At 71.0% G+C, this 25,561-nt stretch carries 25 protein-coding genes and 1 riboswitch; of the genes, 12 read left to right on the top strand and 13 right to left on the bottom strand.

The genetic code is table 11. The features are described 5' to 3' along the window. Positions 1–2 precede the first annotated feature (2 nt). From ABT114_RS25245 to ABT114_RS25235, 3 genes are all read right to left on the bottom strand, one after another. Entirely contained in the window at positions 3–932 is a 930-nt protein-coding gene (locus ABT114_RS25245) for a 1-phosphofructokinase family hexose kinase (RefSeq protein ID WP_351145122.1), read from the bottom strand. Between the two features lie 156 nt (positions 933–1,088). Beyond that, positions 1,089–2,231 carry an N-acetylglucosamine-6-phosphate deacetylase gene (gene nagA / locus ABT114_RS25240; RefSeq protein WP_351145121.1) on the bottom strand — a complete coding sequence of 381 codons (1,143 nt, stop codon included), beginning with the start codon at positions 2,229–2,231 and terminating at the stop codon, positions 1,089–1,091. Continuing rightward, on the bottom strand, positions 2,231–3,211 hold the full coding sequence (locus tag ABT114_RS25235; RefSeq protein WP_351145120.1) for an ROK family protein: 981 nt from the start codon (positions 3,209–3,211) through the stop codon (positions 2,231–2,233). Before ABT114_RS25235 ends, nagA begins: the two co-directional genes overlap by 1 nt. Positions 3,212–3,375: 164 nt before the next feature. Between ABT114_RS25235 and ABT114_RS25230 the strand changes: the two genes are divergently transcribed. From ABT114_RS25230 to otsB, 3 genes are all read left to right on the top strand, one after another. Next, on the top strand, positions 3,376–4,593 hold the full coding sequence (locus ABT114_RS25230) for an extracellular solute-binding protein (RefSeq protein WP_351145287.1): 1,218 nt from the start codon (positions 3,376–3,378) through the stop codon (positions 4,591–4,593). A gap of 34 nt (positions 4,594–4,627) precedes the next feature. Further along, complete coding sequence (locus tag ABT114_RS25225) at positions 4,628–4,867, top strand: DUF3263 domain-containing protein (RefSeq protein WP_351145119.1); 240 nt, start codon at positions 4,628–4,630, stop codon at positions 4,865–4,867. A 77-nt stretch (positions 4,868–4,944) separates the two neighbouring features. Next, complete coding sequence (gene otsB / locus ABT114_RS25220) at positions 4,945–5,829, top strand: trehalose-phosphatase (RefSeq protein WP_351145118.1); 885 nt, start codon at positions 4,945–4,947, stop codon at positions 5,827–5,829. 4 nt (positions 5,830–5,833) lie between these two features. On the opposite strand, the gene ABT114_RS25215 is transcribed toward otsB, so the two are convergent. Beyond that, positions 5,834–7,228 (bottom strand): alpha,alpha-trehalose-phosphate synthase (UDP-forming), encoded by a 1,395-nt coding sequence (locus tag ABT114_RS25215; protein WP_351145117.1) that lies wholly within the window; start codon positions 7,226–7,228, stop codon positions 5,834–5,836. Positions 7,229–7,334: 106 nt separating this feature from the next. After that, the gene (locus ABT114_RS25210; protein ID WP_351145116.1) at positions 7,335–8,306 is read right to left on the bottom strand and encodes a glucosyl-3-phosphoglycerate synthase; all 972 of its coding nucleotides are present in this window, start codon (positions 8,304–8,306) and stop codon (positions 7,335–7,337) included. Between the two features lie 180 nt (positions 8,307–8,486). Continuing rightward, positions 8,487–8,627, top strand: a riboswitch (SAM riboswitch). 17 nt (positions 8,628–8,644) lie between these two features. Here ABT114_RS25210 and thrC point away from each other — a divergent pair. The 4 genes from thrC to groL all read left to right on the top strand — a co-directional run bounded on the left by thrC (position 8,645) and on the right by groL (position 12,803). Next, entirely contained in the window at positions 8,645–9,931 is a 1,287-nt protein-coding gene (thrC, locus tag ABT114_RS25205; RefSeq protein WP_351145115.1) for a threonine synthase, read from the top strand. After that, on the top strand, positions 9,928–10,203 hold the full coding sequence (locus ABT114_RS25200; protein WP_351145114.1) for a MoaD/ThiS family protein: 276 nt from the start codon (positions 9,928–9,930) through the stop codon (positions 10,201–10,203). Before thrC ends, ABT114_RS25200 begins: the two co-directional genes overlap by 4 nt. 456 nt (positions 10,204–10,659) lie before the next feature. Beyond that, positions 10,660–10,866, top strand: coding sequence for a cold-shock protein (locus tag ABT114_RS25195; RefSeq protein ID WP_007493268.1), 207 nt, complete (start codon positions 10,660–10,662; stop codon positions 10,864–10,866). A 314-nt stretch (positions 10,867–11,180) separates the two neighbouring features. Beyond that, positions 11,181–12,803 carry a chaperonin GroEL gene (groL, locus tag ABT114_RS25190; RefSeq protein ID WP_351145113.1) on the top strand — a complete coding sequence of 541 codons (1,623 nt, stop codon included), beginning with the start codon at positions 11,181–11,183 and terminating at the stop codon, positions 12,801–12,803. Positions 12,804–13,057: 254 nt separating this feature from the next. Here groL and ABT114_RS25185 read toward each other — a convergent pair whose 3' ends face one another. After that, a complete protein-coding gene (locus ABT114_RS25185) occupies positions 13,058–14,053 on the bottom strand; it encodes a hypothetical protein (RefSeq protein WP_351145112.1) in 996 nt (331 codons plus the stop codon). Positions 14,054–14,331: 278 nt separating this feature from the next. Here ABT114_RS25185 and ABT114_RS25180 point away from each other — a divergent pair, with 278 nt between their 5' ends. After that, entirely contained in the window at positions 14,332–15,456 is a 1,125-nt protein-coding gene (locus ABT114_RS25180) for an NADH:flavin oxidoreductase (RefSeq protein WP_351145111.1), read from the top strand. Positions 15,457–15,543: 87 nt separating this feature from the next. Here ABT114_RS25180 and ABT114_RS25175 read toward each other — a convergent pair whose 3' ends face one another. Continuing rightward, positions 15,544–16,044: a hypothetical protein gene (locus tag ABT114_RS25175; protein ID WP_351145110.1), complete on the bottom strand. Its 501-nt coding sequence runs from the start codon at positions 16,042–16,044 to the stop codon at positions 15,544–15,546. 444 nt (positions 16,045–16,488) lie between these two features. Here ABT114_RS25175 and ABT114_RS25170 point away from each other — a divergent pair, with 444 nt between their 5' ends. Next, positions 16,489–17,361, top strand: a complete 873-nt coding sequence (locus ABT114_RS25170; protein WP_351145109.1) for a metallophosphoesterase family protein — start codon at positions 16,489–16,491, stop codon at positions 17,359–17,361. 150 nt (positions 17,362–17,511) lie between these two features. After that, positions 17,512–19,017: an MFS transporter gene (locus tag ABT114_RS25165; protein WP_351145108.1), complete on the top strand. Its 1,506-nt coding sequence runs from the start codon at positions 17,512–17,514 to the stop codon at positions 19,015–19,017. A gap of 107 nt (positions 19,018–19,124) precedes the next feature. Here ABT114_RS25165 and ABT114_RS25160 read toward each other — a convergent pair whose 3' ends face one another. The 4 genes from ABT114_RS25160 to ABT114_RS25145 all read right to left on the bottom strand — a co-directional run bounded on the left by ABT114_RS25160 (position 19,125) and on the right by ABT114_RS25145 (position 23,096). Next, positions 19,125–19,694 (bottom strand): hypothetical protein, encoded by a 570-nt coding sequence (locus ABT114_RS25160; protein ID WP_351145107.1) that lies wholly within the window; start codon positions 19,692–19,694, stop codon positions 19,125–19,127. A gap of 83 nt (positions 19,695–19,777) precedes the next feature. Further along, the gene (locus ABT114_RS25155) at positions 19,778–21,169 is read right to left on the bottom strand and encodes a PTS transporter subunit EIIC (protein WP_351145106.1); all 1,392 of its coding nucleotides are present in this window, start codon (positions 21,167–21,169) and stop codon (positions 19,778–19,780) included. Positions 21,170–21,185: 16 nt separating this feature from the next. After that, entirely contained in the window at positions 21,186–22,127 is a 942-nt protein-coding gene (gene murQ, locus ABT114_RS25150) for an N-acetylmuramic acid 6-phosphate etherase (protein ID WP_351145105.1), read from the bottom strand. A gap of 48 nt (positions 22,128–22,175) precedes the next feature. Next, positions 22,176–23,096 carry a MurR/RpiR family transcriptional regulator gene (locus ABT114_RS25145; protein WP_351145104.1) on the bottom strand — a complete coding sequence of 307 codons (921 nt, stop codon included), beginning with the start codon at positions 23,094–23,096 and terminating at the stop codon, positions 22,176–22,178. Positions 23,097–23,151: 55 nt separating this feature from the next. On the opposite strand from ABT114_RS25145, the gene ABT114_RS25140 reads away from it, so the two are divergent. Continuing rightward, positions 23,152–23,535, top strand: coding sequence for a DUF8819 family protein (locus ABT114_RS25140; protein ID WP_351145103.1), 384 nt, complete (start codon positions 23,152–23,154; stop codon positions 23,533–23,535). Then, entirely contained in the window at positions 23,532–23,810 is a 279-nt protein-coding gene (locus ABT114_RS25135; protein WP_351145102.1) for a DUF4031 domain-containing protein, read from the top strand. Before ABT114_RS25140 ends, ABT114_RS25135 begins: the two co-directional genes overlap by 4 nt. Here the strand turns inward: ABT114_RS25135 and ABT114_RS25130 are convergent. Beyond that, a complete protein-coding gene (locus tag ABT114_RS25130; RefSeq protein WP_351145101.1) occupies positions 23,792–24,877 on the bottom strand; it encodes a GNAT family N-acetyltransferase in 1,086 nt (361 codons plus the stop codon). The two genes, ABT114_RS25135 and ABT114_RS25130, sit on opposite strands and share 19 nt — an antisense overlap. Positions 24,878–24,905: 28 nt before the next feature. Continuing rightward, a complete protein-coding gene (locus ABT114_RS25125) occupies positions 24,906–25,559 on the bottom strand; it encodes an HD domain-containing protein (RefSeq protein WP_351145100.1) in 654 nt (217 codons plus the stop codon). Positions 25,560–25,561: the final 2 nt, after the last annotated feature.

Raw genomic sequence — 25,561 nt, 5'->3', positions numbered from 1 at the left:
GCCTAGGCGGCGGTGACCTCCCCGGTCACCGTCACCCGCCCCACCAGCTCCTGGTAGGCCTCCGGGTCGAACTCGCCCGCCACCGGCGCCAGTACCGTCGCCGCGGACAGTGCGACCGCGCGGGCCAGGCGGTCCGGCCATGGGAGGTGTTCCACCAGGCCCGACAGCAGGCCCGCCACCGCCGAGTCGCCGGCGCCCGTCGGGTTGCCGTGGACGTGGGCCGGTGGGGTGGCGCGCCAGCGGCCCTCGGGGGTGGTGGCGAGGAGGCCCTTGGGGCCGAGAGAGGCGACGACGGCGCGGGCGCCGCGACGGCGGGCATCCTCGGTGGCGCCGAACGGCTCGTGGGAGCCGGTGAGTTCGGCCAGTTCGTCGGTGTTGGGCTTGACGATGTCGGGGCGGGCGGCGATGCCTCGGCGCAGGGGTTCGCCGTTCGTGTCGAGGAGTACGGGGACGCCGGCCGCCCTGGAGGCCCGGACGAGCCCCGCGTACGCCCCCACCGGCACCCCCGGCGGCAGGCTCCCGCACAGGGCCACCGCGTCCGCGCCGGCGAGGAGGTCCTCGTAGGCCTCCTGGAAGGCGGACCACTCGGCGGGGGTGATGGCCGGGCCGGGTTCGTTGAGCTGGGTCGTGTCGCCGGTGCGCTCGTCCACGACGGCTATCGTGCGCCGGGTCGTGCCGGTGACCGGGAGGAGCGCGTCCGCCACCCCGGGCGTGCCGGTGAGCCGCTCCTGTACGGCCCGGCCGGTCGCGCCGCCCGCGAAGCCGGTGACCGTCACCGGGTGCCCGAGCGCGGCCAGGACACGGGCCACGTTCAGGCCCTTGCCGCCGGGGCGTTCCAGTACCTCGGAGACCCGGTGCGAGGCGTGCGGCCGCAGGGACCGTACGCGATAGGTGATGTCGAGAGCGGTGTTCAGCGTGACCGTGAGAATCACCTGGGCCGACCTCCCCCGAAGGAATTCAGACGAAGAAATTCAGAACGCGCTTGCCGTGTCTGCGTGTCTCTGTGTATCCGGAGACACGATCATGCCAAAGAGACGGCGGTCGGCCCAGCCCTCGGATCGGCCACAGTCTCTCTGGGGGTGGACGTTTCAGGGCAGTTGGGGATCGATGACCCATTCGCCCCGGCGCATCACGCCCTTGAGGGCGAAGTCGGCGTCGAGGAGTACCAGGTCGGCGTCCTTGCCGGGGTCGAGGGAGCCCACTCGGTCGTACATCCCCAGCAGGCGGGCCGGGTTGGCGGACAGGGCGGCGACCACGTCGCCCACGGGGAGGTTGTCGATCGTCACCGCCCGCTGGAAGGCGCGGTTCAGGGTGAGAGTGGAGCCCGCGATCGAGCCGCCCTCCACCAGGCGCGCCACGCCCTCGCTGACCTCGACCTCCAGCGGGCCGAGCATGTAACGGCCGTCGCCGATGCCGGCCGCGTCCATCGCGTCGGTGATGAACGCGACGCGGTGCGCGCCCGCGTGATGGAACGCCAGTTCCAGGGCGGCCGGGTGGAGGTGCGTGCCGTCGTTGATCAGCTCGACCGTGACGCGCTCGTCCTCCAGGAGGGCGGCGATCGGGCCGGGGGTGCGGTGGCCGAGCGTGGGCATCGCGTTGAAGAGGTGGGTCGCCACGGTGGCGCCCGCGTCGATCGCCTCCGCCGTCTGCTCGTACGTCGCGTCCGTGTGGCCGATCGCCGCGATCACGCCGTGCTCCGCGAGGAGCCGTACGGAGTCGATGCCGCCCGGCAGTTCGGTGGCGAGGGTGACCATCTTCGCGTGGCCGCGCGCCGCGTCGATCAACTTGCGGACGTCCGCCGGGTCCGGGTCGCGCAGCAGCTCCTCGGAGTGCGCGCCCTTGCGGCACGGGGAGATGAACGGGCCCTCGAAGTGGATGCCGGCGATGTCGCCCTGCTCGGCCAGCTCGGACAGCAGGCCGGCCTGCCGGGCGAGGAAGTCCATGTCGTCGGTGACGGTGGAGGCGACGAGGGTGGTGGTGCCGTGCCGGCGGTGGGCGCGGACGGCCGTCAGGACGTCGTCGGCCGGGCCCGAGAAGGACGCGCCGCCGCCTCCGTGGTTGTGGATGTCGACGAAGCCGGGGACCAGCCAGTGGCCGCTGACGTCGACGGTCTGCGCGTCGGCCGGGGCCGAGCCGGCGATCCGCGTGCCCTCGACGATCACGCGGCCGCCGTCCACGGTCCCGGTGGGCAGTACCACCCGGGCACCGGCGAGAACCTTGCTAGTGGCCATCAGGCGGTTACCTCCGAAGGGTCAGTGGTGGTCAGGAGATCCCAGGCGAGGAGTCCCGCGCCCAGGCATCCGGCGGTGTCCCCCAGTGCCGCGGGGACGATCGACGGCAGTTTCTGGAAGGTGACGCGCCGCCGGACGGCGTCCCGCAGCGGTGTGAACAAGGTTTCCCCCGCCTCGGCGAGCCCGCCACCGATGATGAGGGTGCGCGGGTCCAGCAGGGTGAGCGCGGTGACCAGGCCGTCCGCGAGCGCGTCGACGGCGTCCTGCCAGATCCGGACGGCGTTCGGGTCGCCGGAGGTGACGGCCTTCGCGCAGTCCGCGGCGTCCGCCTCCGGGTCCCCGCAGGCGGCGGCCCACGCCTCGCTGACCGCGGCCGCCGACGCGTACCGCTCCAGGCAGCCGCGCTGCCCGCACGGACAAGGGGTGCCCCCGGGCCGTACGACGATGTGGCCGATCTCGCCCGCGAAGCCGTGCGCGCCCGCCTCCACCCGGCCGTCGAGGCCGATGGCGCCCGCGATGCCGGTGCCGAGGGGGACGAACAGGAAGCGGTCGGCGCCCTTGCCCGCGCCGATCCGGCCCTCCGCCAGCCCGCCGGTGCGCACGTCGTGCCCGAGGGCGACGGGGATGCCGCCGAGCCGCCGGGCGAGCAGGTCGCGCAGGGGTACGTCGCGCCAGCCGAGGTTGGCCGCGTAGGCGGCGATGCCCTGCGTCTCGTCGACGATGCCGGGAACGGCGACGCCGGCGGCGGCCGCGGGCTCGCCGAAGTGCCGTTCGCCGTGGGCGCGCAGTTCGGCGGCGAAGTCGAGGATGCTGTCGACGACCGCGTCGGGCCCGCGCTCGCGCCCGGTGGCGCGGCGTGCCTGGTGCAGCAGCACGGGGGGTCCGGGGGCTGTCCCCCCGGAAGGCGCAGCGCCGCCGACCCCGACCAGGGCGGCCTTCATCCCGGTGCCGCCCACATCGAGGGCGATGACATGTCTCACGGGGACAGTGTGGCCCGAGGACCCACAAGAGGTCTAGTCCACTTACGTGGTGTAGACCTTGATCCCGATAAACGGACGATCAGGCAGCGAAATCGGAGCGAACAGCGGTGCAGCGGGGCCAGCGGGGCAGAACAGGGACGATCGCGGTGGCATCCGCACTGGGCATGACGGCGGTCCTCGGCGGCTGCGGGCTCGGCGACGGCTCCGACGAGGTGACCCTGAAGCTGGTCGCCGCCGACTACGGCGACAGCAAGGCCAACAGCTCCCAGGGCTACTGGGACACCCTCGTCAAGGAGTACGAGGCGAAGCACCCGAACGTGAAGGTCGAGGTGAGCGTCTACTCCTGGAACGACGTCGACCGCAAGGTCAAGGACATGGTCGCCGCCGGCGACGCCCCCGACATGGCGCAGATCGGCGCGTACGCCGACTACGCGGCGAAGGACCTGCTCTACCAGGCCGGCGACGTGCTCTCCATCCCCGTACAGGCCGACTTCTCCTCCCAGCTCGCGAACGCGGGCGAGGTGAGCGGGGTGCAGTACGGGATGCCGTTCGCCGCCTCCACGCGCCTGCTCTTCTACAACAAGACCCTCTTCGCCAAGGCCGGCATCACCGCGCCGACGACGTGGCAGGAGCTTGCCGCCGACGCTCAGGCGCTGAAGGCGCAGGGCGTGAAGTACCCGTACGCCCTGCCCCTGGGCCCCGAGGAGGCGCAGGCCGAGACCATGCAGTGGCTGCTGAGCGGCGGGGGCGGCTACGCCGGGACCACCGGCACCTACGACCTCGACTCCACGGCGAACGTCGAGACCTTCACCTGGCTCAGGGACGAACTGGTCGGCCAGGGGCTGACCGGCCCGGTCGCGCCCGGCAAGCTGAACCGGGCGGACGCGTTCGCCGCGTTCGCCAACGGTGACGTCGGCATGCTCAACGGCCACCCCTCCCTGATGAAGGCGGCCGCGAAGAAGGGCGTGAAGGTCGGCATGGTGCCGATGCCCGGCCTGAACGGCCCCGCCTCGTCCGTGATGGGCGTCGCCGACTGGATGACGGCCTTCAAGAAGAACGGCCACGGCGAGGAGATCGGCTCGTTCCTCGACTTCGTCTACAGCGACAAGAACGTCCTGGCCTTCTCCCGCGAGTACGACCTGCTGCCGGTCACCGACACCGCGTCCGAGGCCATGAGCACGGCCGCGCGGGACAAGGACCTGAAGCCGTTCCTGGACGAACTCCCCGTCTCCACGCTCTACCCCGTCGGCAAGACCTCCTGGGCGACGGTCAGCGCGGCCGTCAAGAAGAGCATCGGCCAGGCGGTCACCGCCACCGGCAGCCCGACCGGCGTACTGGGGCAGTTGCAGGCTACGGCGAGCACCGCGGACTCCGCGGACTAGGCCGCCTGTCGGTGGCGGGGGCTACGGTGCCGTCATGGACCACGACCAGGAGGGCCTCGGCCGCCGCGAACGGGACATCCTCGCCCTCGAACGCCGCGGCTTCCCCGGCCCCGGCGCGAAGGAACGCGCGATACGCGAGGAACTCGGCCTGGCCCCCGTCCGCTACTACCAGCTCCTCAACGCCCTCCTCGACGACGAGCGCGCCCTCGCGGAGGACCCGGTGACGGTGAACCGGCTGAGAAGGGTGCGGGAGACCCGGCGGACGGAACGGTGAGCGGAAACCGACCCGTGGCCGCCCCCGCGTCATCCGAGTCATGCGTGCGCGTGCGGCTCCGCGGTTAGGGTCGCCGTATGGGCAGCCATGACACGCACCCCGCGCATTCCGCACCGCCCCTGCCGACCCCCGCGACCCAGGCGGGCCGCGACGCGCTGGACGCCATCCTCGCCCGCCCGCACCACGCGGTGATCGGGCTCGACTTCGACGGCACGCTCGCGCCGATCGTGGCGGACCCCGAGCAGGCCCGGGCGCACCCGGACGTGGTCCCCGCGCTCGCCGCCCTCGCCCCGAAGGTGGCGTCCGTGGCCGTCGTCACCGGCCGGCCGCCCGCGGTGGCCGTGCACCACGGCGGCTTCGACGGCGTCCCCGGCCTGGAACACCTCGTCGTCCTCGGCCACTACGGCGTCGAACGCTGGGACGCCCGCACCGGCAAGGTCACCGCCCCGCCGCCCCACCCCGGCGTCGCCGCCGTACGGGCCGAGCTGCCGGGAATCCTCGACGCGATCGGCGCCGGAAAGGACACCTGGACAAAGGGCATCTGGACCGAGGAGAAGGGCCGGGCGCTCGCCGTCCACACCCGCCGTGCCGAGGACCCGCAGGCCGCCTTCGAGGTGCTGCGCGAACCCCTCACCGACCTCGCCGCCCGCCACGGCCTGATCGTCGAACCGGGCCGCATGGTCCTCGAACTCCGGCCGCCCGGCATGGACAAGGGCGTCGCCCTTCTGGAGTACGTCCGCGAGCTCGCCGCCGAGTCCGTCCTCTACGCCGGCGACGACCTCGGCGACCTCCCCGCCTTCGCCGCCGTCGACGAACTCCGCTCCGCCGGCGTCCCCGGCCTCCTGGTGTGCAGCGGCAGCGACGAGGTGCCCGAACTGCGAGAGCGGGCGGACCTGGTGGTGAACGGCCCGGAAGGGGTCGTGGAACTCCTGCGCGCACTGGCGGCACGGCTGAACGGCTGAGCGTTCAGCCGTTCAGGCCCTTCAGCGCCCCCAACTGGTCCAGGAACCACTGCGCGGGCGGCAGCGCGGTCGCCGCGGCAGCCAGCCGCTTCGTCCGCTCCGCCCGCTCGTGCACCGGCATCACCAGCGCCTCGTGCAGCGCCCGCGCCGTCCCGACCACGTCGTACGGATTGACGGTGATCGCGTCCTCGCCCAGCTCCTCGTACGCCCCCGCCTCCCGCGACAGCACCAGCACGCACCCCTCGTCGGAGACGACCGGCACCTCCTTCGCGACCAGGTTCATGCCGTCCCGGATGGGGTTCACCAGGGCCACGTCGGCCAGCCGGTACGCGGCCAGCGAGCGCGCGAAGTCGTCCTTGACGTGCAGCACGACCGGCGTCCAGTCCGCCGTCCGGTACTGGGAGTTGATCTCGGCCGCGAGTCGCTGCACCTCGGCGGTGTAGTCGCGGTAGACGGCGAGGTCCTGCCGGGAGGGGTAGGCGAAGGCGACGTGCACGACCCGCTCCCGCCACTCCGGGTGGTCGTCGAGCAGCTGCCGGTACGCCAGCAGGCCCCGCACGATGTTCTTCGACAGCTCGGTCCGGTCGACCCGCACGATCGTCCTGCGGCCCGCACCGATCTCCGCCCGCAGCGCCGCCATCCGCTCGCGGACGTCGGCCTGGTGCGAGCGGGCGCGCAGGAAGTCCGCGTCCGCGCCGAGCCCGTGCACGCCGACCCGGGTCTCCCCGAGCCCGTCGGCGAACCGCGTACAGCACGCGGTGAAGGCCTCCGCCCAGCGGTGGGTGAGGAACCCCAGCCGGTCGGCGCCGAGCATCCCGCGCAGCAGCTGCCCCGCGATGTCCTCCGGCAGCATCCGGAAGTACTCCGCGGGCGCCCATGGCGTGTGCGAGAAGTGGCTGATGCGCAGGTCGGGGCGCAGCTCGCGGAGCAGCCCCGGGACCAGGCACAGGTGGTAGTCCTGCACCAGCACCGCCGCCCCCTCGGACGCCTGCTCGGCCAGTGCCTCGGCGAAGGCGCGGTTGTACGTCTCGTACGACGCCCACTGGCGCCGGAACTCCGCGTCGAAGACCGGCTCCAGCGGTGTCTGGTACAGCATGTGGTGGATGAACCAGAGCACGGAGTTGGCGATGCCGTTGTAGGCGTCGGCGTGCACGTCGGCCGGGATGTCCAGCATCCGTACGCCCGCCTCGCCCACTCCGCGCCGGACCGCCTCGCGGTCGCCCTCGGACAGGGCGGAGCACACCCACAGTGCCCCGGCGTCGGGGCCGATGGCCGACAGGCCCGAGACCAGCCCGCCGCCGCCCCTGCGGGCGTGCAGCGAGCCGTCCTCGCGCACCTCGTACGAAACCGGGCCGCGGTTGGACGCGACCAGCACCTCAGCACCGTGCGTGGAAGCCATACGCCTCAACCTAGCCCGGGTCGGAAACACTCAAACGTACGCAAGGCCCACAACAGTCCGGAAAGATTTGTATACGACAGCGGGATCCCGTTACCGTGTGCATCCGTCACGCCACCTTCCGTGACGCGTACTCCGCGATTTCGGCCATCGGCGGCCGCTCCTCCGTGTCCACGGAGTACGTGCGCGGCTCGAAGCCGTCCTCGCCCCGCTCGAACTGGGTGAGGGAGGGCCGGATCAGGTGCCCGCGGGCCATCCGCAGCTGCGCGGTGCGGTAGATCGCGGCGGCCATGCGGCCCAGCGCCTGCCCGTCCTGGTGCCGGTGCTTGCGCACGCCCACGTCCACCTGGGCGAGGGCGTCGAGGCCCACCAGGTGCAGCGAGTCGACCAGCATGCCCAGTTCCACCCCGTACCCGACCGGGAAGGGGAGCTGTTCCAGCAGCGAGCGGCGGGCCGCGTACTCGCCGCCGAGCGGCTGCACGAAACCGGCCAGCCGAGGCCAGTGCATGTTCAGCAGCGGGCGGGCCATCAGCTCGGTCACCCGGCCGCCCTGGCCGGCGGTCCTGCCGGAGGCGAGCGAATCCAGCTCAGTGCCCAGCGGGCGGTCGTACATGCCCTTGACGAGATCGACGTCCGGGTCGGTGAGCAGCGGGCCCACGATCCCGGAGACGAAGTCGGAGGAGAACTCCTTCAGGTCGGCGTCGATGAAGCAGACGATGTCCCCGCGGGTGACCAGCAGGGATCGCCAGAGCACCTCGCCCTTGCCCGGTACGGCCGGGATGCGGGGCAGGATGTCGTCGCGGTGGACGACCCGGGCGCCCGCGGCGGCGGCCACCTCGGAGGTGCGGTCGGTGGATCCCGAGTCGACGACGACGATCTCGTCGACGAGCGGGACCTGCTGCATGAGGTCGTGACGGATCACGGCGACGATGTCGCCGACGGTCTCCTCCTCGTTGAGCGCGGGCAGGACGACGGAGACCGACTGGCCCCTGGCGCGTTTCGCGGCGAGGATCTGGTGGAGCGGGCGATCGGTCACGGACCAGGAGCGTGTGCTCAGCCAGCGCTCGACTTCTTCCAGCACAGTGGCGGCTCCTTCTACGTTCTCGCGGCGGGAAAGGGGCCCGCCGCGGTAGCGGCTGATGGGCACAGGCATCTCGCGGTTCGGACGACTCTCTCAACTGTCCTGGCCGTCGGTTACAGTCTTGAACAACGCGGGTGACCATCGCATGTCCGGGGTGGCCCGCCGTTCACAACTTCATACCGCTCATCCAGAGGGGCAGAGGGATACGGCCCGATGAAGCCCCGGCAACCCTCCAGTCGGCTCTCGTTCACCGCGAGGCTCCCGGCTCGGGAAGGTGCCAAATCCGTCTCACGGCGAAGTGCGTCGTGAGGAAGATGAGGAGAAAGGGCCTCGCCTCCATGGCTGTGCAGACTGTTGCAAGCACCACGAACTCCGTCGATCTGGGCCCCGCCGCGGCACTTTCCTGCCGCGAGTGCGGCCACCGCGTGCCGCTCGGCCCGGTCTTCGCCTGCGAGGAATGTTTCGGCCCGCTCGAGATCGCGTACGACTTCTCGGCCTATGACGCCGAGGAGCTCCGCAAGCAGATCGAGGCGGGACCCGCGAACATCTGGCGCTACGCACCCCTGCTGCCCGTCCCCGCGGACGTGGCGACCAAGCCCAACATCAACCCCGGTTGGACCAAGCTCGTCAAGGCCGACAACCTGGCGCGCGAGCTCGGTGTCGACGCCGGCAAGCTCTTCGTGAAGGACGACTCCGGCAACCCGACGCACTCCTTCAAGGACCGCGTCGTCGCCCAGGCCATCGAGGCCGCCCGCGCCTTCGAGTTCACCACCCTCTCCTGCTCCTCCACCGGCAACCTGGCCGGTGCCGTCGGCGCCGCCGCCGCCCGGGCCGGCTTCCGCTCCTGCGTGTTCATCCCGCAGGACCTGGAGCAGGGCAAGGTCGTCATGGCCGCCATCTACGGCGGCGAGCTCGTCGGCATCGAGGGCAACTACGACGACGTGAACCGCTTCTGCTCCGAGCTGATCGGCGACCCGGCGGGCGAGGGCTGGGGCTTCGTCAACGTCAACCTGCGGCCGTACTACGCGGAGGGCTCGAAGACCCTCGCGTACGAGATCTGCGAGCAGCTCGGCTGGCAGCTGCCCGACCAGTTGGTCGTCCCCATCGCCTCCGGCTCCCAGCTCACGAAGATCGACAAGGGTCTGCAGGAGCTGATCAAGCTCGGCCTGGTCGAGGACAAGCCGTACAAGATCTTCGGTGCGCAGGCAGAGGGCTGCTCGCCGGTGTCCGTGGCGTACAAGGCCGGCCACGACGTCGTACGCCCCCAGAAGCCGGACACCATCGCCAAGTCCCTCGCCATCGGCAACCCGGCCGACGGGCCGTACGTCCTGGACATCGCGCGCCGCACGGGCGGTGCCGTGGAGGATGTGACGGACGAGCAGATCGTGGACGCGATCAAGCTGCTGGCGCGGACCGAGGGCATCTTCGCCGAGACGGCGGGCGGGGTGACGGTGGGCGTGACGAAGAAGCTCATCGAGGCCGGCCTGCTCGACCCGGCCAAGACCACTGTCGTGCTGAACACCGGCGACGGTCTGAAGACTCTCGACGCGGTGGCCGGTACCGGCCTGACCGCGACGATCCGCCCGAACCTCGACTCCTTCCGAGAGGCTGGCCTCGCATCATGAGCGTCAACGTCCGCATCCCCACCATCCTGCGCACCTACACCGGCGGTAGGGCCGAGGTGAGCGCCGAGGGCGCGACCCTCGCCGAGGTCCTCTCCGACCTGGAGAAGAACCACGCCGGCATCGCGGCCCGCGTCCTCGACGACCAGGGCAAGCTGCGCCGGTTCGTCAACGTGTACGTCAACGACGACGATGTCCGCTTCGAGCAGGGTCTGGAGACGGCGACCCCGGACGGCGCCGGTGTCTCCATCATTCCGGCGGTCGCCGGAGGCTGATCATTACCATCGGTAACCGCGGTTACCGAGTGTTCATCCCGCGGCATTGCCGCTCATGGATACAGTGCCCCCTCCGCGAGAGAAGCGGAGGGGGTAATTCAGTGTGATTGAGCGCGGTACAGTTGGGGAACCCGCTCCCGATTCCAGGGATTGCGGCCCTCGCGACCTGCCGCACGGCCGATGAGAAGTAGCCAAAGTGTGCAGGTCTTTTGCGCCTTTCGCTCCCTATGCCCGGCCCAACTTGCCCTGAAACCAGGCGAATTGTGGGTAGATTCCGGACCCGTCATGCCCGGATTTCTCGTCCGATTGACCTGTTGCAGACGGCAGTTGGACAGATACATTCAGCCGCGGTCGACGCGTTCCGGCGCACGCCCCCGGCTGCCATTGGGGGGTGAGGTCTGACCCGGGTCCGCGAAGTGTGGATCCGTGCAAGGGCCAGTAATAGGGGAGTTAGGCATGGCTCAGGGCACCGTCAAGTGGTTCAACGCGGAGAAGGGGTACGGCTTCATCGCGGTCGACGGTGGTGCGGACGTGTTCGTCCACTACAGCGCGATCCAGATGGACGGGTACCGCACCCTGGAAGAGGGCCAGCGGGTCGATTTCGAGATCTCGCAGGGTCAGAAGGGGCCGCAGGCGGACATGGTCCGCCTGGCGACCGGCTGAAGCACGCGCCGACTAACAGCAGCGACGTTCTTCTGTTCTTGTTCGAAGGGCTCGTATCCCACGGGGTACGAGCCCTTCGGCATGCCCGAGCGTCGCCGCGCGGGCCCGCGGATCCCGGGCAGGCGCTTGCACTCGGCATGGGCGAGTGCTAATCATTGGCGTTAGCACTCTGAAGGTGAGAGTGATAACGAAGGACCGGGTCGGTGAGGCCCGCAGGCCAGGTGGTGCAAGGAACCACGGGGCAGGCAGGCCGTCCGTCGCGGGCGCCAGCGCGGTCCGGAGCAATCCACCCCAGTCCGGGAGGACCACTTCACATGGCCAAGATCATCGCGTTCGACGAGGAGGCACGGCGCGGTCTCGAGCGCGGGATGAACCAGCTCGCCGACGCCGTCAAGGTCACCCTTGGCCCCAAGGGCCGCAACGTCGTCCTCGAGAAGAAGTGGGGCGCCCCCACGATCACCAACGATGGTGTGTCCATCGCCAAGGAGATCGAGCTCGAGGACCCGTACGAGAAGATCGGCGCCGAGCTGGTCAAGGAAGTCGCCAAGAAGACGGACGACGTCGCCGGTGACGGTACGACCACCGCGACCGTTCTCGCCCAGGCGCTCGTCCGCGAGGGCCTGCGCAACGTAGCCGCCGGCGCCAACCCGATGGCTCTCAAGCGCGGTATCGAGAAGGCCGTCGAGGCCGTCTCCGGTGCCCTGCTCGAGCAGGCGAAGGATGTCGAGACCAAGGAGCAGATCGCCTCCACGGCCTCCATCTCCGCCGCCGACACCCAGATCGGCGAGCTCATCGCCGAGGCGATGGACAAGGTCGGCAAGGAAGGCGTCATCACCGTCGAGGAGTCCCAGACCTTCGGTCTGGAGCTGGAGCTCACCGAGGGTATGCGCTTCGACAAGGGCTACATCTCGGCGTACTTCGCCACCGACATGGAGCGTATGGAGGCGTCGCTCGACGACCCGTACATCCTGATCGCCAACTCCAAGATCGGTTCCGTCAAGGACCTGCTCCCGCTCCTCGAGAAGGTCATGCAGTCGGGCAAGCCGCTGCTGATCATCGCCGAGGACGTCGAGGGCGAGGCCCTGTCGACCCTGGTCGTCAACAAGATCCGCGGCACCTTCAAGTCCGTCGCCGTCAAGGCCCCGGGCTTCGGTGACCGCCGCAAGGCGATGCTCGGCGACATCGCCATCCTCACGGGCGGCGAGGTCATCTCCGAGGAGGTCGGCCTCAAGCTGGAGAACGCGACCCTGGACCTCCTGGGTCGCGCCCGCAAGGTCGTCATCACCAAGGACGAGACCACGATCGTGGACGGCGCCGGTTCCGCCGACCAGGTCCAGGGCCGGGTCAACCAGATCCGCGCCGAGATCGAGAACTCGGACTCGGACTACGACCGCGAGAAGCTCCAGGAGCGCCTGGCGAAGCTGGCCGGCGGCGTGGCCGTCATCAAGGCCGGTGCCGCCACCGAGGTCGAGCTCAAGGAGCGCAAGCACCGCATCGAGGACGCCGTTCGCAACGCGAAGGCGGCCGTCGAGGAGGGCATCGTCGCCGGTGGTGGCGTGGCCCTGCTCCAGGCCTCCGCGGTGTTCGAGAAGCTCGAGCTCTCGGGTGACGAGGCGACCGGCGCCAACGCCGTGAAGCTCGCGCTCGAGGCCCCGCTGAAGCAGATCGCCGTCAACGGTGGTCTCGAGGGCGGCGTCGTGGTCGAGAAGGTCCGCAACCTGACCGTGGGTTGGGGTCTCAACGCGGCCACCGGCGACTACGTCGACATGATCGCCGAGGGCATCATCGACCCGGCGAAGGTGACCCGCTCTGCCCTGCAGAACGCCGCCTCCATCGCCGCGCTGTTCCTCACCACCGAGGCCGTCATCGCCGACAAGCCGGAGAAGGCCGCGGCCCCGGCCGGCGGCGGCATGCCGGGCGGTGACATGGACTTCTGATCGACCTCCGGTTGATCGCCTGTCCTACGAACCGAGGGCGGCACTTCCTGTTCCGACAGGGGGTGCCGCCCTCGGGCGTTTCCGTCGGTGTATTCCGCTTCCGCTGGTGACGCTTCTGGTTCTGGGCGTCGCCTCGCGGCTGGCGGCGGCGCTGCGGGTGGGGGGTGGTGGCGCGTGAGGGCGGTCGGGTCGTATGCCGTGGACGTGCGGGGCGCGGGTGCGTCGGCTGAACCGGGGCGCCGACTCCCGCGGGGTCACCCGGCTGCGTCGAGCACGTTCCTGTGGCGACGCAGGATCTCGAGGTCGGGGACGTTGGGGTCGGCTCCGTTCGCCATCGCTTCGGAGACCATCGCCGTGTCGTGGGTGAGGACGCCGAGGAAGAGCCGGACGTCCGGGTCCCGCTCATGGACTCCGGCGGCCACGAGGATGGCCAGTTGCCGGCGGAAATCGGATGTCGGATCGGGACCGGAGTCATCTCCGGAGGGTGGTTCTTCGTCGAGGCTCTCGTATCCGCGCAGCAGCCTGGCGCGCAACTGCTTCGCTTCGGCCGAGGTGCTGTGCAAGGTGACGTACCGCAGTATCAGGCCCGTGTATCTCGCGAGTGGGCCTGGTTCCGTCTGGTCCTGAACCGCCCGGTCCACCGCCGCGACGAGTTCCGCGTCATCGGTACGGAGAGTGAGCCGTTCGTGGATCAGGGAGCGCGTTTCGTCCTGCGCGAGGAACGCCGGGGCGCCCAGGAGGCTGGTGAGCTGCCGCCCGAGCATGAAGGACTCACTCGCGTGCGCTCCCCAACGGGTCTTTATGGTCCGGCAGATGCCGAATGTGTCGTTCACGTCGTGGGCGGAGCGCAGTTCGTCGGAGACGCCGAGGAAGGCGGCGTCCTCGGAGTCCGGATTGGTGTTCCGCATGGCGAACGCGGATCCTACGGCGGCGGCCGCTCGCAGGGCGGGTTCGCGCGTGGTGTGAATCTGCTGCTTGAGCGCGCTCACCCGGTCCCGCAACTCCCGGTTCCTGCGCAGTACTTCCTCTTGTTCCCGGGCCGCGTCGCGACGTTCGAGCGCCTCGGCCGCCTCGGCGACAGCCGCGCCGCCGCTGAGGCCGGCGACGAAGAGATAGATGTCACCGCCGGGAATGCCGAGTGCGTAGAGGAGCAGACCGACGGCCGTGACCAGGAGGCTTGTCAGCAGGACCGCCTTGCGGACGTGGCGGCCGAGTCCGTCGTCAGGGGCGGGAGGATCCGAATCAGCCATGGGGCGACCTCATTTCGAGTCGGCGGCCGGTCAGTGGGACTATTCCGCGGTACTCGGGCACCAAATCCCGGAGCGGGACCTTCCGCGGCGTCGGCCCCGCCCGCCGCTGCCACGGGCCCCGGTCGGCGGTCGGCCGTGCCCGTGTTCCGAATCACAGCGGCGGAACCGGGGCTTCTGGAATGCGGTGATGGGGGCGTCTGTTGACGTGGTCGCGCATATTCGATGCATGCGCACATACCACCTGGTCAGCAGAAGCAGCATCAATAGGAGCCCCCCACGTGACCACCACCCCGCCCGCCTCCCGCGCGGCCGAGATCCTCTCCCGCCCCATCGCCCTGAACGGGCTCACGGTCCCGAACCGGATCGTGATGGCGCCGATGACCCGCCAGTTCTCGCCGGGTGGCATCCCGGGTGAGGACGTCGTGTCGTACTACTCCCGCCGGGCCGCCGCCGGTGTCGGCCTGATCGTCACCGAGGGGACGTACGTCGGGCACGACTCGGCCGGGCAGAGCGACAGCATCCCGCGGTTCCACGGTGAGGAGCAGCTGGCCGGGTGGGCGAAGGTCGCCGAGGGCGTGCACGCGGCCGGTGGCACGATCGTCCCGCAGCTGTGGCACATCGGGATGGTGCGGGAGCAGGGGCAGCCGCCGCTCGCCGAGGCGCCCGCCGTCGGCCCGTCCGGTCTGCGGATCGGCGCCGACGAGCCCACCGGCAAGGCCATGGACCAGCGTGACCTGGACGACGTCATCGGCGCCTTCGCCGAGGCCGCGGCCGCCGCCGAGCGCATCGGCTTCGACGGGGTCGAGCTGCACGGCGCCCACGGCTATCTGCTCGACCAGTTCCTGTGGGCGGGGACGAACCGGCGTACGGACGCGTACGGCGGTGACGCGGTGGCCCGTACCAAGTTCGCGGCGGAGATCATCGCGGCCGTCCGCGAGACCGTGTCCGCCGACTTCCCGATCATCTTCCGCTACTCGCAGTGGAAGCAGGAGGCCTACCGCGCCCGGCTCGCCGAGACCCCGGAGGAGCTGGAGGCCATCCTGACCCCGCTGGCCGCCGCCGGCGTCGACGTCTTCCACGCCTCCACCCGGCGCTACTGGCTCCCCGAGTTCGAGGGCTCCGACCTCAACCTGGCCGGCTGGACCAAGAAGCTCACCGGCAAGCCGGTCATCACCGTCGGCTCGGTCGGCCTCGACGGCGACTTCATCAAGGGCTTCATGGGTGAGGGTTCGCCGGTCAAGGGGATCGACGATCTCCTCGACTCCCTGGAGCGGGACGAGTACGACATGGTCGCCGTCGGGCGCGCCCTGCTCCAGGACCCGGAGTGGGCGGCCAAGGTGCTCGCCGGTCGCTTCGACGAGCTGAAGCCGTACGACGCGGCGGCGCTGAAGACGCTGAGCTGAGCGCCTGACGCACGCCCTCGGGTTCATCCGGCCGTACGCCCGAAGAACCCGAGGGCGAACGCGTACGGCGCCACGAGCAGCAGCGCCTCACGCCACCGCGACGAGAGTCGCGGCGGCCAGCAGCTGTGGCAGCAGGGTCAGAATCCCGAAGAACAGAGCTCTGTTCCGCGCCGCGTCCGCTCCCAGACCCCGCAGCCTGGTCCAACCCCACACCCCGGCGGTGGTCAGCAGTGGCATGAGGGCCACCACTACGCACCCCGCCATGAACAGCGCCCCCGAGTGGTCGGCGGCCCTGGTCCACAGCGGCCAGGTGAAGCCCAGGTCGAGGAGGAGCAGGACCACCAGACCGGCCCGGACTCCACGTGCTTCCCTGCCCTCGGGCCGCCCGATGTGTGCGGCACCGTAGATCGCGGTGTGCAGCACAGCCACCAGGGCACAGAGGAGGACCGTGTTCAGGGCCCAGTCGCCCAGGGATGCCACGAGGGTCCCCGACGACAGTCCGTCCAGGATGTCCGTCAACAGGTCGAAGGCACTCATGCCGAGTGTGACCAGGAGTGAGATGCGCAGCTGCTTGATCAGGCGGCTCATCACAGCTCCGCCGTGATCGTGCGAGCAAGGTGCGTCATCGTCATACAGGGGCTCGTTCCTGGTCGATCGTTCGCTCCACGTCTCCAGTGAGACCGGTGCGGCCTCCGTCGCGAGCACGGCGGCGACCGCCAGTGCCGGACGCCGTGACGCCCCATACGTCGTGGGCGGTGCGATGGAATGCCGGGAACCTGTGAAGGGTTCGCTCGGGAAAGGTCATGAAATGACCAAGGAGCCGGCCGCGGGTCTTCCCAGCTCTTGACCCGACCGAAAACCAACGTTCCGGACGCCGTGAACTCTGTGACCTGTCGATGGGGGGACTGTTGGACGAACTGGCGTGCGTTCGACCCAATCGCCTCAAGTGGGGCGCTCAACCTGTGAAGTTGCTGTTGTGAACTTCGTTATTGGCTTGTGATGGGTGTGGAAGTTGCCGGTACCGTCCGGAACATGCGGATACTCCACCTCTCGGACACCCACCTGGATCGCACCGACGCTCCCAACAAGCGCGGCGTCAACGCCACCGCCTCCCTGCGGCTGATGCTCGACGAACTCCGCCATCTGCCGGGCCTCGACGCGGTCGTCGTCACCGGTGACCTCGCCGACGACGGTTCGACGGAGGCGTATACGGCCGTACGTGCGCTGATCGGCGAGTACGTGCGGGCCCGGAACATCCCCGTCCTCTACACCACCGGCAACCATGACGAGCGCCAGGCCTTCGCCAAGGTGCTGGGCAGCGGGCATCTGGCGGCCGACGGTGCCGACCGCGCCGAGCTGTCCTTCGAGTCGCCGGAGCGGGCCGCCGTCAGTACGGTCGGCGGCTGGCGCTTCGTCACCCTGGACTCGCTGGTGCCGGGAAAGGTGTACGGCCGTCTGAGCGCGCCCCAACTGGACTGGTTGCGCGAGGTGTTGAGCGCCCCGGCCGAGCGAGGCACGGTCCTCGCGTTCCATCACCCGCCCCTCGCCCTCGACATCTCGGCGACCCAGCGGGTGTTCGGGCTGCGCGACCCCGACGAACTGGCGGCGGCGGTCCGGGGGAGTGACGTACGGGTGATCCTCACCGGGCACTACCACCTCCAGCTCTTCGGCCTGCTGGAGTCGGTGCCGGTGTGGGTGACGCCCGGGGTCGTCAACCGGATCGACCTGACCGTGGCGCCCGAGGGTGAGCGGGCGGTGCGCGGGGCGTCGGCCTCGCTGGTGGAGCTGGGCGGGCCGGCGAGCCCGATGTTCCACACCTTCCACGCCCGGGATCCGCGCGCCCACGAGACGGTCTACGAGATCAACGAGGAGGCGGCTCGGGCGTTCATCGCCGAGCACGGTTGAGTCGTATCGGCGTGCTTGACTGACGGAATCGCCGCATTGTCCCTGGGCGGCTCGAGTTCCACAGATTTAACTTGCTTAACTCAATCAATTCACTTATCGTTGCTTGAGTCAAGCACCTCAGTGCGCCCGTACGTCCACGGAGGCCCTCTCATGTCCGACGCTCCTGTCCGGCCCGCAGCGGCCGGAGGATCCGCTCCGCCGAGGTCGAACGCAGTGGTGGCGGTCCTGGCCTTCGCCGGAATCGTCGTCTCGCTGATGCAGACCCTGGTCATCCCGATCGTCCCGGAACTGCCGAAGTACCTGCACGCCGACGCGTCCAACACCGCCTGGGCGGTCACCGCCACGCTGCTGGCCGGTGCCGTGGTCACGCCCGTCGCCGGCCGTCTCGGTGACATGTTCGGCAAGCGCAAGCTGCTGCTGCTCAGCATCGTGCTGCTGATCAGCGGTTCGGTGGTGTGCGCGCTCAGCGACTCCCTGGTCCCGATGATCGTCGGCCGCGCGCTGCAGGGTCTGGCCGCCGCCACCGTCCCGCTCGGCATCAGCATCATGCGCGACGAGCTGCCCGCGGAGAAGCTCGCCGGTTCCACCGCCCTGATGAGTGCCTCCCTCGGTGTCGGCGGCGCCCTCGGTCTGCCCGCCGCCGCCTTCATCGCCGACAACTTCGACTGGCACATCCTGTTCTGGACCTCCGCCGTGCTCGGCGTCGTCGCCTTCGCGCTGGTCCTGACGCTGGTGCCCGAGTCCAAGGTGCGCACCGGCGGTCGCTTCGACTTCGTCGGCTCGGTCGGTATGGCGGTCGGCCTGGTCTCCCTGCTGCTCGCCGTCTCCAAGGGCGCCAACTGGGGCTGGGGCAGCGGTACCACGCTCGGCCTGTTCGCCGTAGCGGTCGTGGTCCTGGTCTCGTGGGGCTTCTTCGAGCTGCGTACCTCGACGCCGCTCGTCGACCTGCGCACCACCGCCCGCCGCCAGGTCCTCTTCACCAACCTCGCCTCGGTCGCCTTCGGCTTCTCGATGTTCGCGATGTCGCTGGTCCTGCCGCAGCTGCTCCAGCTGCCCACGCAGACCGGCTACGGCCTGGGCAAATCGATGCTGACCGTCGGCCTGGTCATGGCCCCGCAGGGCCTGGTCATGATGGCCTTCGCCCCGGTGTCCGCGGCCATCACCAAGGCCAAGGGCCCGAAGATCACCCTGATGATCGGCGCCGTGATCGTCGCCGCCGGCTACGGCCTGAACATCGTGCTGATGTCCGAGGTCTGGCACCTGGTCCTGGTCTCCTGCGTCATCGGCGCCGGTGTCGGCTTCGCCTACGGTGCGATGCCCGCGCTCATCATGGGCGCCGTGGACCCGTCCGAGACGGCCGCGGCCAACAGCCTCAACACGCTGATGCGCTCCATCGGTACGTCGGTCGCCAGTGCCGTCGCCGGTGTGGTCCTGGCGCAGATGACCATGAACCTCGGTGGCTCCGCCCTGCCGTCCGAGAACGCCTTCAAGGTCGTCATGGCCATCGGGGCCGGCGCCGCAGTCCTGGCGTTCTTCCTCGCCGCCTTCCTCCCGGGCCGGAGCCCGGCCGCCGCCCAGGCGGGCCCCGTGGCCGGAGAGCCGGGCAAGCGGGCCGAGGCCGACGAGACCCCCGAGGTTTCCGGAGTCAAGGCGTAAGGCGGACGCGTAAGACAGTCCGACCGGCGAACCCGAGACGGCCGTCGCCCCGCACCGGCGGGGCGGCGGCCGTTCGGCATCTGCCTGCCGGGGCAGGGCCAAACGGCTTACAGGTTCCCGAGCGGTTCGATGTCGACCTTCACCGGCGTGCCCCACACGCGCAGCACCTCGTAGTCGGTGAACTCGTGCACCAGCCGGTACGCCATCGCGGGCCGGGACCCGCGCCGCTGGGCGGCGATGAACAGCTCGGCCTCCCGGCGGTCCCGGCGCGGGGTGCCGCACAGCTGCCACTCCTGCCCGTTCCACAGCTCCGGCAGCCAGCGTTGCTGGGGCTGCGGCCGGTCGGCGCGTACGCCGTAGCGGGAGGGGGCGGTGGTGGTGGGCTGTGGATCCGGGGCGGGACCGTTGAACTCGGAGCGGCGGGCGGTCCGGCGTCGCGTCTCGCACAGCAGGCACAGGTCGGGGGCGGAGGAGTCGACCGGCCCGTTCGGGTGCTCGGCGCACCGGGTACTGGGCACGGCTGTGGTGACGCTCTCCTCCAGCAGGTCCAGGGCACGCCGCAGATCCCCCCTGACCTCGTGCAGCCGGGCGTCGGGCGTGTCGGCGGTGAGGGCCTCGCCGTGCTCGCCGAGGAGGCGGAGGGCACGGCCGAGGGCGGTGAGCTGGGCGTGGTTCATGGGGGGGCCTGCTCCTTGAAGGTCTTAGGTGTCCAGCGTAGGGGGCCGCGAGAGGTCGCAGGAGCCGCCTGGTGCGGGCGCCCTCAGCGACGGCGGCGGGCGCGGTCGGTGAAACCGAAGACGTACGTCGCGGCGAAGCCGACCGCGTACCCCGTCAGCAGCCCGCCGGCGTAGATCGCCGCCGTCGGCGCCAGCCCCCTGTTCCCGGCCAGCAGTGGGAACAGCGCCCAGCCCGACGGGCCGATCGCCGTGGCGCCCACGTTGTCGCCGAGCATCGCGAAGAAGCCGATGAAGGCTCCGCCGGCCGCGCCGCCCGCGCAGGCGGTCAGGAAGGGGCGGCCGAGGGGGAGGGAAACGCCGTAGATCAACGGCTCGCCCACGCCCAGCAGGCCGGCCGGGAGCGCCGATCTGATCGTCGTACGGATGGAGGTGTCGTGGCGCAGACGGACGTACACCGCCAGTGCCGCGCCCACCTGGCCCGCGCCCGCCATCGCCAGGATGGGGAGGAGGGGCGTGCTGCCCTGTTGTTCGATGAGGGTGGTGTGGATGGGGATCAGGGCCTGGTGCAGGCCCAGCATGACCAGGGGGAGGAAGAGGCCGCCGAGGACCAGGCCCGAGAACGCGCCCGTGGTCGACAGCAGCCAGTTCGCCGCCGTGCCGATCGCCGCCGAGACCTGCCCGGCCGCGTACATCAGCCCGTACAGGGTGGCCAGGCCGGCGACCAGGACCGTGAGGGTCGGGGTGAGCAGGACGTCCAGGGCCTGCGGGATCCGGCCGCGGCACCACTTCTCCACGTACGTTCCCAGCAGTGCCGCCGCCAGCGCGCCCAGCACCCCGCCCTGGCCGGGGGCGAGCGTCGCCCCGAACACCGTCACCTTCGCCACCCCCGGGTAGACCACGACGGCCGCCACCGCGCCGCCCAGCACCGGCGTCCCCCCGAACTCCTTCGCCGTGTTGTAGCCGACGAACACCGCGATCAGCGCCATGAAGGCGGAGGCCACGGCCGAGAGGGCGGGGGTGAGCCCGGGGAGCCAACCGGCGTTGACCAGCAGTCCGGTGACGCCCGCGAGCACTCCGCAGCCGATCAGCGCGGGGATCAGGGGTACGAAGACGTTCGCCAGCCGGCGCAGGGCCGCCTTCGTGGGAGTGGCGTTGCGGCGCCGGTGCTGCTCGCGCAGTCCGGCGCCGCGGGCCGCCAGTGCCTCGGCCCCCGTTTCCGCCACCAGCGCCTCGAACTCCGCCGTCACCCGCACCACCGCCCCAGGCCCCAGCACGATCTGGTACGTGTCGTCGGCCACGACGCCGAGCACGCCCGGCAGTGCTCGCAGTGCCCGCAGCGCCTCCTCGTCGACGAGCGAGGGGTCGGCCAGGCCCAGCCGCAGCCGGGTCATGCAGTGGGCGACGGAGGTGACGTTGGCGGGGCCGCCGACCAGGGGGAGGATCGCGGCGGCGGTGGAAGCGGGATCAGTGCGCACCCGCCGAGCGTGCGGCTCAGGCCCCCGCCGCCGCCAGCGCGGCGCGCAGATGACCGTCGGACTCCTCCAGAAGGCGGGCGGCCGTCGGCCCGTCCACCTCGGCCAGGATGGTCAGGATCGCGTGTTTCACCTCGCCGTCGGTGGCCGCCAGCGCCTCCTCGATCTCCTTGTCGCCCGCGCCCGTGGCGAGGGCGACGATACGGCGGGAGCGGGCGCGCAGCTTCTCGTTCGAGGCGCGTACGTCGACCATCAGGTTCCCGTACGTCTTGCCCAGCCGGATCATCGTGATCGTCGAGATCATGTTGAGCACCAGCTTCTGCGCCGTGCCCGCCTTCAGCCGGGTGGAACCGGTGAGGAGTTCGGGCCCGACGACGATCTCGATGCCGTGCTCGGCCGCGGCGGTCAGCGCGCTGTCCGTGTTGCAGGCCAGCCCGATGGTCAGCGCGCCGCGCGCCCGGGCGTGCTCCACCGCGCCGATCGCGTACGGCGTGCGCCCGGAGGCCGAGACGCCGACCACCGTGTCGTCGGCGGTCAGGGCGAGGGTGTCCAGGTCGGCCCGCGCCAGCTCCTTGGAGTCCTCCGCGCCCTCGACCGAGGTGACCATGGCCTCAGGGCCGCCCGCGATCAGGCCGACGACCTGCCCGGGCCGGCTGTTGAAGGTGGGCGGACACTCGGAGGCGTCCAGCACCCCGAGCCGCCCCGCCGTCCCCGCCCCGGCGTAGACCAGCCGGCCGCCCCGCGCCATCCGCTCGGTCACGGCGTCGATCGCGGCGGCGATCTCCGGCAGCCGCTCCGCGACCGCGGCGGGCACGGAGGTGTCCTCGCCGTTCATGAGCCGGGCGATGTCGAGGGTGGGGAGCCGGTCGATGTCGGCGAGTTCGGGGCGGAAGGCTTCGGTGGTGAGGGTCTCCAACTCGGTGAGGAGACTGTGATCGTGGTGGTTGGACGTGGAGGTCATGGCTGCGGCTCTTTCGGTGTCCTGCTGGTCAACGATCGGTCCTACGGTCTACCGATGCCGGTGTGCCAACGCCTCGTAGGACGCGGCCAGCGCCGGCCCGGCCGTGTCGTACGTCCGCTGCGCCACCCCCACGAACAGGCAGTCCACCACGAGCAGTTGACTGGTTCGGGACGACATCGCGGCCGGCCGCAGCTCGCTCTCCCGGGCCGTGGACGTCGTCAGCACGTGATCGGCGTACTGGGTGACCGCGCTGTTCGGCCGCCCGGTGATCGCCACCGTCGTCGCCCCGCGCTCGAACGCGGCGCGCAACGGCTCGATGACGTCCCGCGTGGACCCGGAGTGCGTGATGGCGATCGCCACGTCCCCCGCGCGCAGCTGTACCGCGTTGGTGACGGCGAGGTGCGGGTCGCTGTGCCCGTGGGCTATCAGGCCTATGCGCAGCAGCTTCTGGGTGAGGTCCTGGGCGACCAGGCCGGACGCCCCGATGCCGTACACGTCGATACGGCGGGCGGCGGCCGCCGCGGTGACCGCCGCGCCGAGCTGGACGGTGTCGAGCCCGGCCGCGGTGTCGGCGAGGGTCTGCTGCTCGTCGTAGGCGAGTTTCGTCACGACGTCGGCGATCGGGTCGTCGACCGCTATGTCGGTGGTGATCGCCGGCGCACGCCCCGACTGCTGCTGCGCGGCGAGCCCGGCGAGGGCGAGGCGCAGGTCGCGGTAGCCGGGGTAGCCGAGCAGGCGGGCGGTGCGGACGACCGTCGCCTCGCTGGTGCCGGTGAGTCCGGCGAGGCCGGTGACCGTGAGGGCCGCGCAGCCGGCCGGGTCGCCCGCGACGGCCTCGGCAACGCGCTGCATGGAGCGGGTCATCGACGGGGCGAGCGTGCGGACCTTGGCTGCGAGGGCGGCGGGGGCGGGCGGGCTGCCGCCGGGCGAACCGGGGCTGCCGAAAATTTCCTTCACTTCGGGGGTCACTCCTGAAAGATATTTTCGGCTCGGTGTCGGGGTCAAGAGTGCGCACAATGGGTGCATGGACCCCATCAGCCCCCTGGAACAGGCGCTGCACGCCGCGCGCGCCCTCGTGCTCGCCGATCTGGTCGCGGGCCAGGTGGCGGAGGCGGACGTGGTCTCGCTGGTCGAGGCCTCGGTGATGCAGCGGCGCTGGTGGGTGGAGCAGTGGCCGGACGGCGTGGACTACGTGGCCGGGCTGGTCGCGCAGGACGTGCAGGACGCGCTGCTGGAGCGTTACGGCCGCTGGCCGCTGTGCCCGGTCTGCGGCTCCGGCGACCCGCACGCCCTCGACGTCGAGCCGGAACTGGGACCCGACCCGCACTGGGTGTGCCACCAGGCGGGCGTGAAGGTCGCGGCGGTGGGGGCGCTGGGGTCGGCCACGGGCGGGACGCCGTCGTCGTGACGGTGTACATCGACCCGCCGACCTGGCCGGGGCACGGCCGGATGTGGTCGCACCTCGTGAGCGACGTCTCGTACGAGGAACTGCACCTGTTCGCCGACGCGTTGGGGGTGCCTCTGCGGGCCTTCGAGCGTGATCACTACGACATCCCGTCGCACCGGTACGCGGACGCGGTACGCGCCGGAGCCGTGGAGGTCGGCAGCCGCGAGGTGGTGCGGCTGCTGCACGCGTCCGGGCTGCGTAGGCGGAAGAGCCGCGCTCAGCCCCGGAGTTCGTAGGCGAACTCGTCGCCGTCCGCGCTGACCTGGGTGAACCCGGCCCTGGACACGACGGCCTGCGACGGGACGTTGTCCCGTTCGACGGTCGCGAACAGGGACCGTATGCCGTCGCGTGCCAGCGCCCATTCCGACAGTGCGCGCAGCGCCTCGGTCGCGTAGCCGTGGCCGCGGGCGGACTCGACGAGGTCGTAGCCGATCTCCGCGCAGCCGTCCTCGTCGGGGGCGCCGTGGAAGCCCATGCCGCCGACCGCGCGGCCGTCCTCGGTACGGACGAGGGCGAACACGCCCCACTCGGGCCGGTGCACCCCGGCCTCGTACGCCTTCACCAGCATCCCGGCGGCCTCCCGCGTGCCCTCGAACGGGCCGCCGTCGATCCACTCGAACCCGCCGTCGCCGCCCAGCCGCAGATCGCGGGCGGCGGCGGGGCTGAGGCCCTGGAGGGTGAGGCGTCCGGCGGGGATGACGAGGTTGTTGTTCCAGCGCCAGTCGGTGACGGGGGCGCGGCCGGGCAGGTCGCCGCGGCCGGTGGCCCACAGGAGGGTGGACCACGGGGTCGGACCCGGCTGGACGTGCGGGAAGATCCGGGTGAGGACGCCGTCGGCCAGCTCCGCGGACGGCTCGTAGGAGAGCCCGAGGCCCTCGGCGATGTCGTGGGTGTGCAGCAGCACCTCGGCGATGCCCATCGCGGCGAAGCCCTCGCGGTTCGCGCTGCGGAACGGGTACGGGTGGAAGGCGCGGACCTCGCGCGGGGCGGTGCGGACGGCGGCGACGAGCAGCGCGCCGGTCGTCTCGATGACGTGCAGGATGCCGGGGTTGTCGACCGGGTCGAGGCCCTCGTCGGTGCCGTCGAGAGTGAACTCGAAGGGCACGTACGCCTGCTGCGCCCGTCCCGCCAACTGCGCCGCGTACGCGATGAGATCGCCCGCGATGTGCTCGGCCGTCTCCCGGCAGTTCCAGTCCAGTCGGCCGGCCTTCACCCCGGCCCAGTCCCCGTCCACCGCCGGCCGCAGTGCCGCGACACAGCCCGCGACGGCCTCTTCCACCTGGTCCCCGCCCATTTCACGCATACGCGGCAGCGTAAGGGGGCGGGGGTTCTCAGGTCGACAGCATTTCCAGCTCGGAGCGGAGGTTGTAGCGGGCCGTCGCCTCCCACTCGGCGGCTCCGTGCGGGGTGCGGAACAGTCGTGGCAGGTCGAGGAGTTGGCGCAGGATCGCCGAACGGCCCTCGCGGAAGGCGTCGTCGGGGACGAAGTGGTACTCCTGGCGGACGGCGGCCGTGTACGTGGCGTACGCGGAGGGCGGTCCGGCGAGGACCGCGAGGTCGGCGTCGCACAGGACCTGGCCGTTGCGGTCGTCGTCGGCCGGGTCGTGGCCGACGGTGAGTCGGACCAGGCGGGCCACCTCGGCCGTCCGCTCCTCGGAGACCCCGGCCTCGGGGAGCGCGCGTTCGGCCAGGTGCGCGGAGCGCTCCTCGTTCGTCGACCGCTCCGGCAGGTAGACCGCGTCGTGGAACCACGCCGCCAGCCGCACCGCGAGCGGGTCGTCCGCGTACTTCTCCAGCACGTCGACGTGGTCCAGCACCGCGGCCAGGTGCGTGACCGTGTGGTAGCGGCGCTGCGGCTCCGACCAGCGGCGCAGCAGGTCGTCGGCGTAGGGGTGCGGGTCGGGCCGGCGGGCGCCCTCCCGCGCGGCGAGCAGGGTGTCGTGCCAGCGGGAACGCAGGGCGTCGAGATCGACGTGATCGGCCATGC

Source organism: Streptomyces sp. NPDC002088 (genome assembly GCF_040296605.1).
Classification (GTDB): Bacteria; Actinomycetota; Actinomycetes; order Streptomycetales; family Streptomycetaceae; genus Streptomyces.
The sequence above is the reverse complement of the archived record's forward strand: the minus strand, read 5'-3'. Positions and strand labels throughout refer to the sequence as shown.

Excerpts from the sequence above, each read along its gene's own strand:
- nagA (WP_351145121.1), bottom strand. The coding sequence starts at position 2,231 with ATGGCCACTAGCAAGGTTCTCGCCGGTGCCCGGGTGGTACTGCCCACC.
- ABT114_RS25230 (WP_351145287.1), top strand. The coding sequence starts at position 3,376 with ATGACGGCGGTCCTCGGCGGCTGCGGGCTCGGCGACGGCTCCGACGAG.
- ABT114_RS25225 (WP_351145119.1), top strand. The coding sequence starts at position 4,628 with ATGGACCACGACCAGGAGGGCCTCGGCCGCCGCGAACGGGACATCCTC.
- otsB (WP_351145118.1), top strand. The coding sequence starts at position 4,945 with ATGGGCAGCCATGACACGCACCCCGCGCATTCCGCACCGCCCCTGCCG.
- ABT114_RS25215 (WP_351145117.1), bottom strand. The coding sequence starts at position 7,228 with ATGGCTTCCACGCACGGTGCTGAGGTGCTGGTCGCGTCCAACCGCGGC.
- thrC (WP_351145115.1), top strand. The coding sequence starts at position 8,645 with ATGGCTGTGCAGACTGTTGCAAGCACCACGAACTCCGTCGATCTGGGC.
- ABT114_RS25200 (WP_351145114.1), top strand. The coding sequence starts at position 9,928 with ATGAGCGTCAACGTCCGCATCCCCACCATCCTGCGCACCTACACCGGC.
- ABT114_RS25195 (WP_007493268.1), top strand. The coding sequence starts at position 10,660 with ATGGCTCAGGGCACCGTCAAGTGGTTCAACGCGGAGAAGGGGTACGGC.
- groL (WP_351145113.1), top strand. The coding sequence starts at position 11,181 with ATGGCCAAGATCATCGCGTTCGACGAGGAGGCACGGCGCGGTCTCGAG.
- ABT114_RS25185 (WP_351145112.1), bottom strand. The coding sequence starts at position 14,053 with ATGGCTGATTCGGATCCTCCCGCCCCTGACGACGGACTCGGCCGCCAC.
- ABT114_RS25175 (WP_351145110.1), bottom strand. The coding sequence starts at position 16,044 with ATGAGCCGCCTGATCAAGCAGCTGCGCATCTCACTCCTGGTCACACTC.
- ABT114_RS25170 (WP_351145109.1), top strand. The coding sequence starts at position 16,489 with ATGCGGATACTCCACCTCTCGGACACCCACCTGGATCGCACCGACGCT.
- ABT114_RS25165 (WP_351145108.1), top strand. The coding sequence starts at position 17,512 with ATGTCCGACGCTCCTGTCCGGCCCGCAGCGGCCGGAGGATCCGCTCCG.
- ABT114_RS25160 (WP_351145107.1), bottom strand. The coding sequence starts at position 19,694 with ATGAACCACGCCCAGCTCACCGCCCTCGGCCGTGCCCTCCGCCTCCTC.
- murQ (WP_351145105.1), bottom strand. The coding sequence starts at position 22,127 with ATGACCTCCACGTCCAACCACCACGATCACAGTCTCCTCACCGAGTTG.
- ABT114_RS25140 (WP_351145103.1), top strand. The coding sequence starts at position 23,152 with ATGGACCCCATCAGCCCCCTGGAACAGGCGCTGCACGCCGCGCGCGCC.
- ABT114_RS25130 (WP_351145101.1), bottom strand. The coding sequence starts at position 24,877 with ATGCGTGAAATGGGCGGGGACCAGGTGGAAGAGGCCGTCGCGGGCTGT.
- ABT114_RS25125 (WP_351145100.1), bottom strand. The coding sequence starts at position 25,559 with ATGGCCGATCACGTCGATCTCGACGCCCTGCGTTCCCGCTGGCACGAC.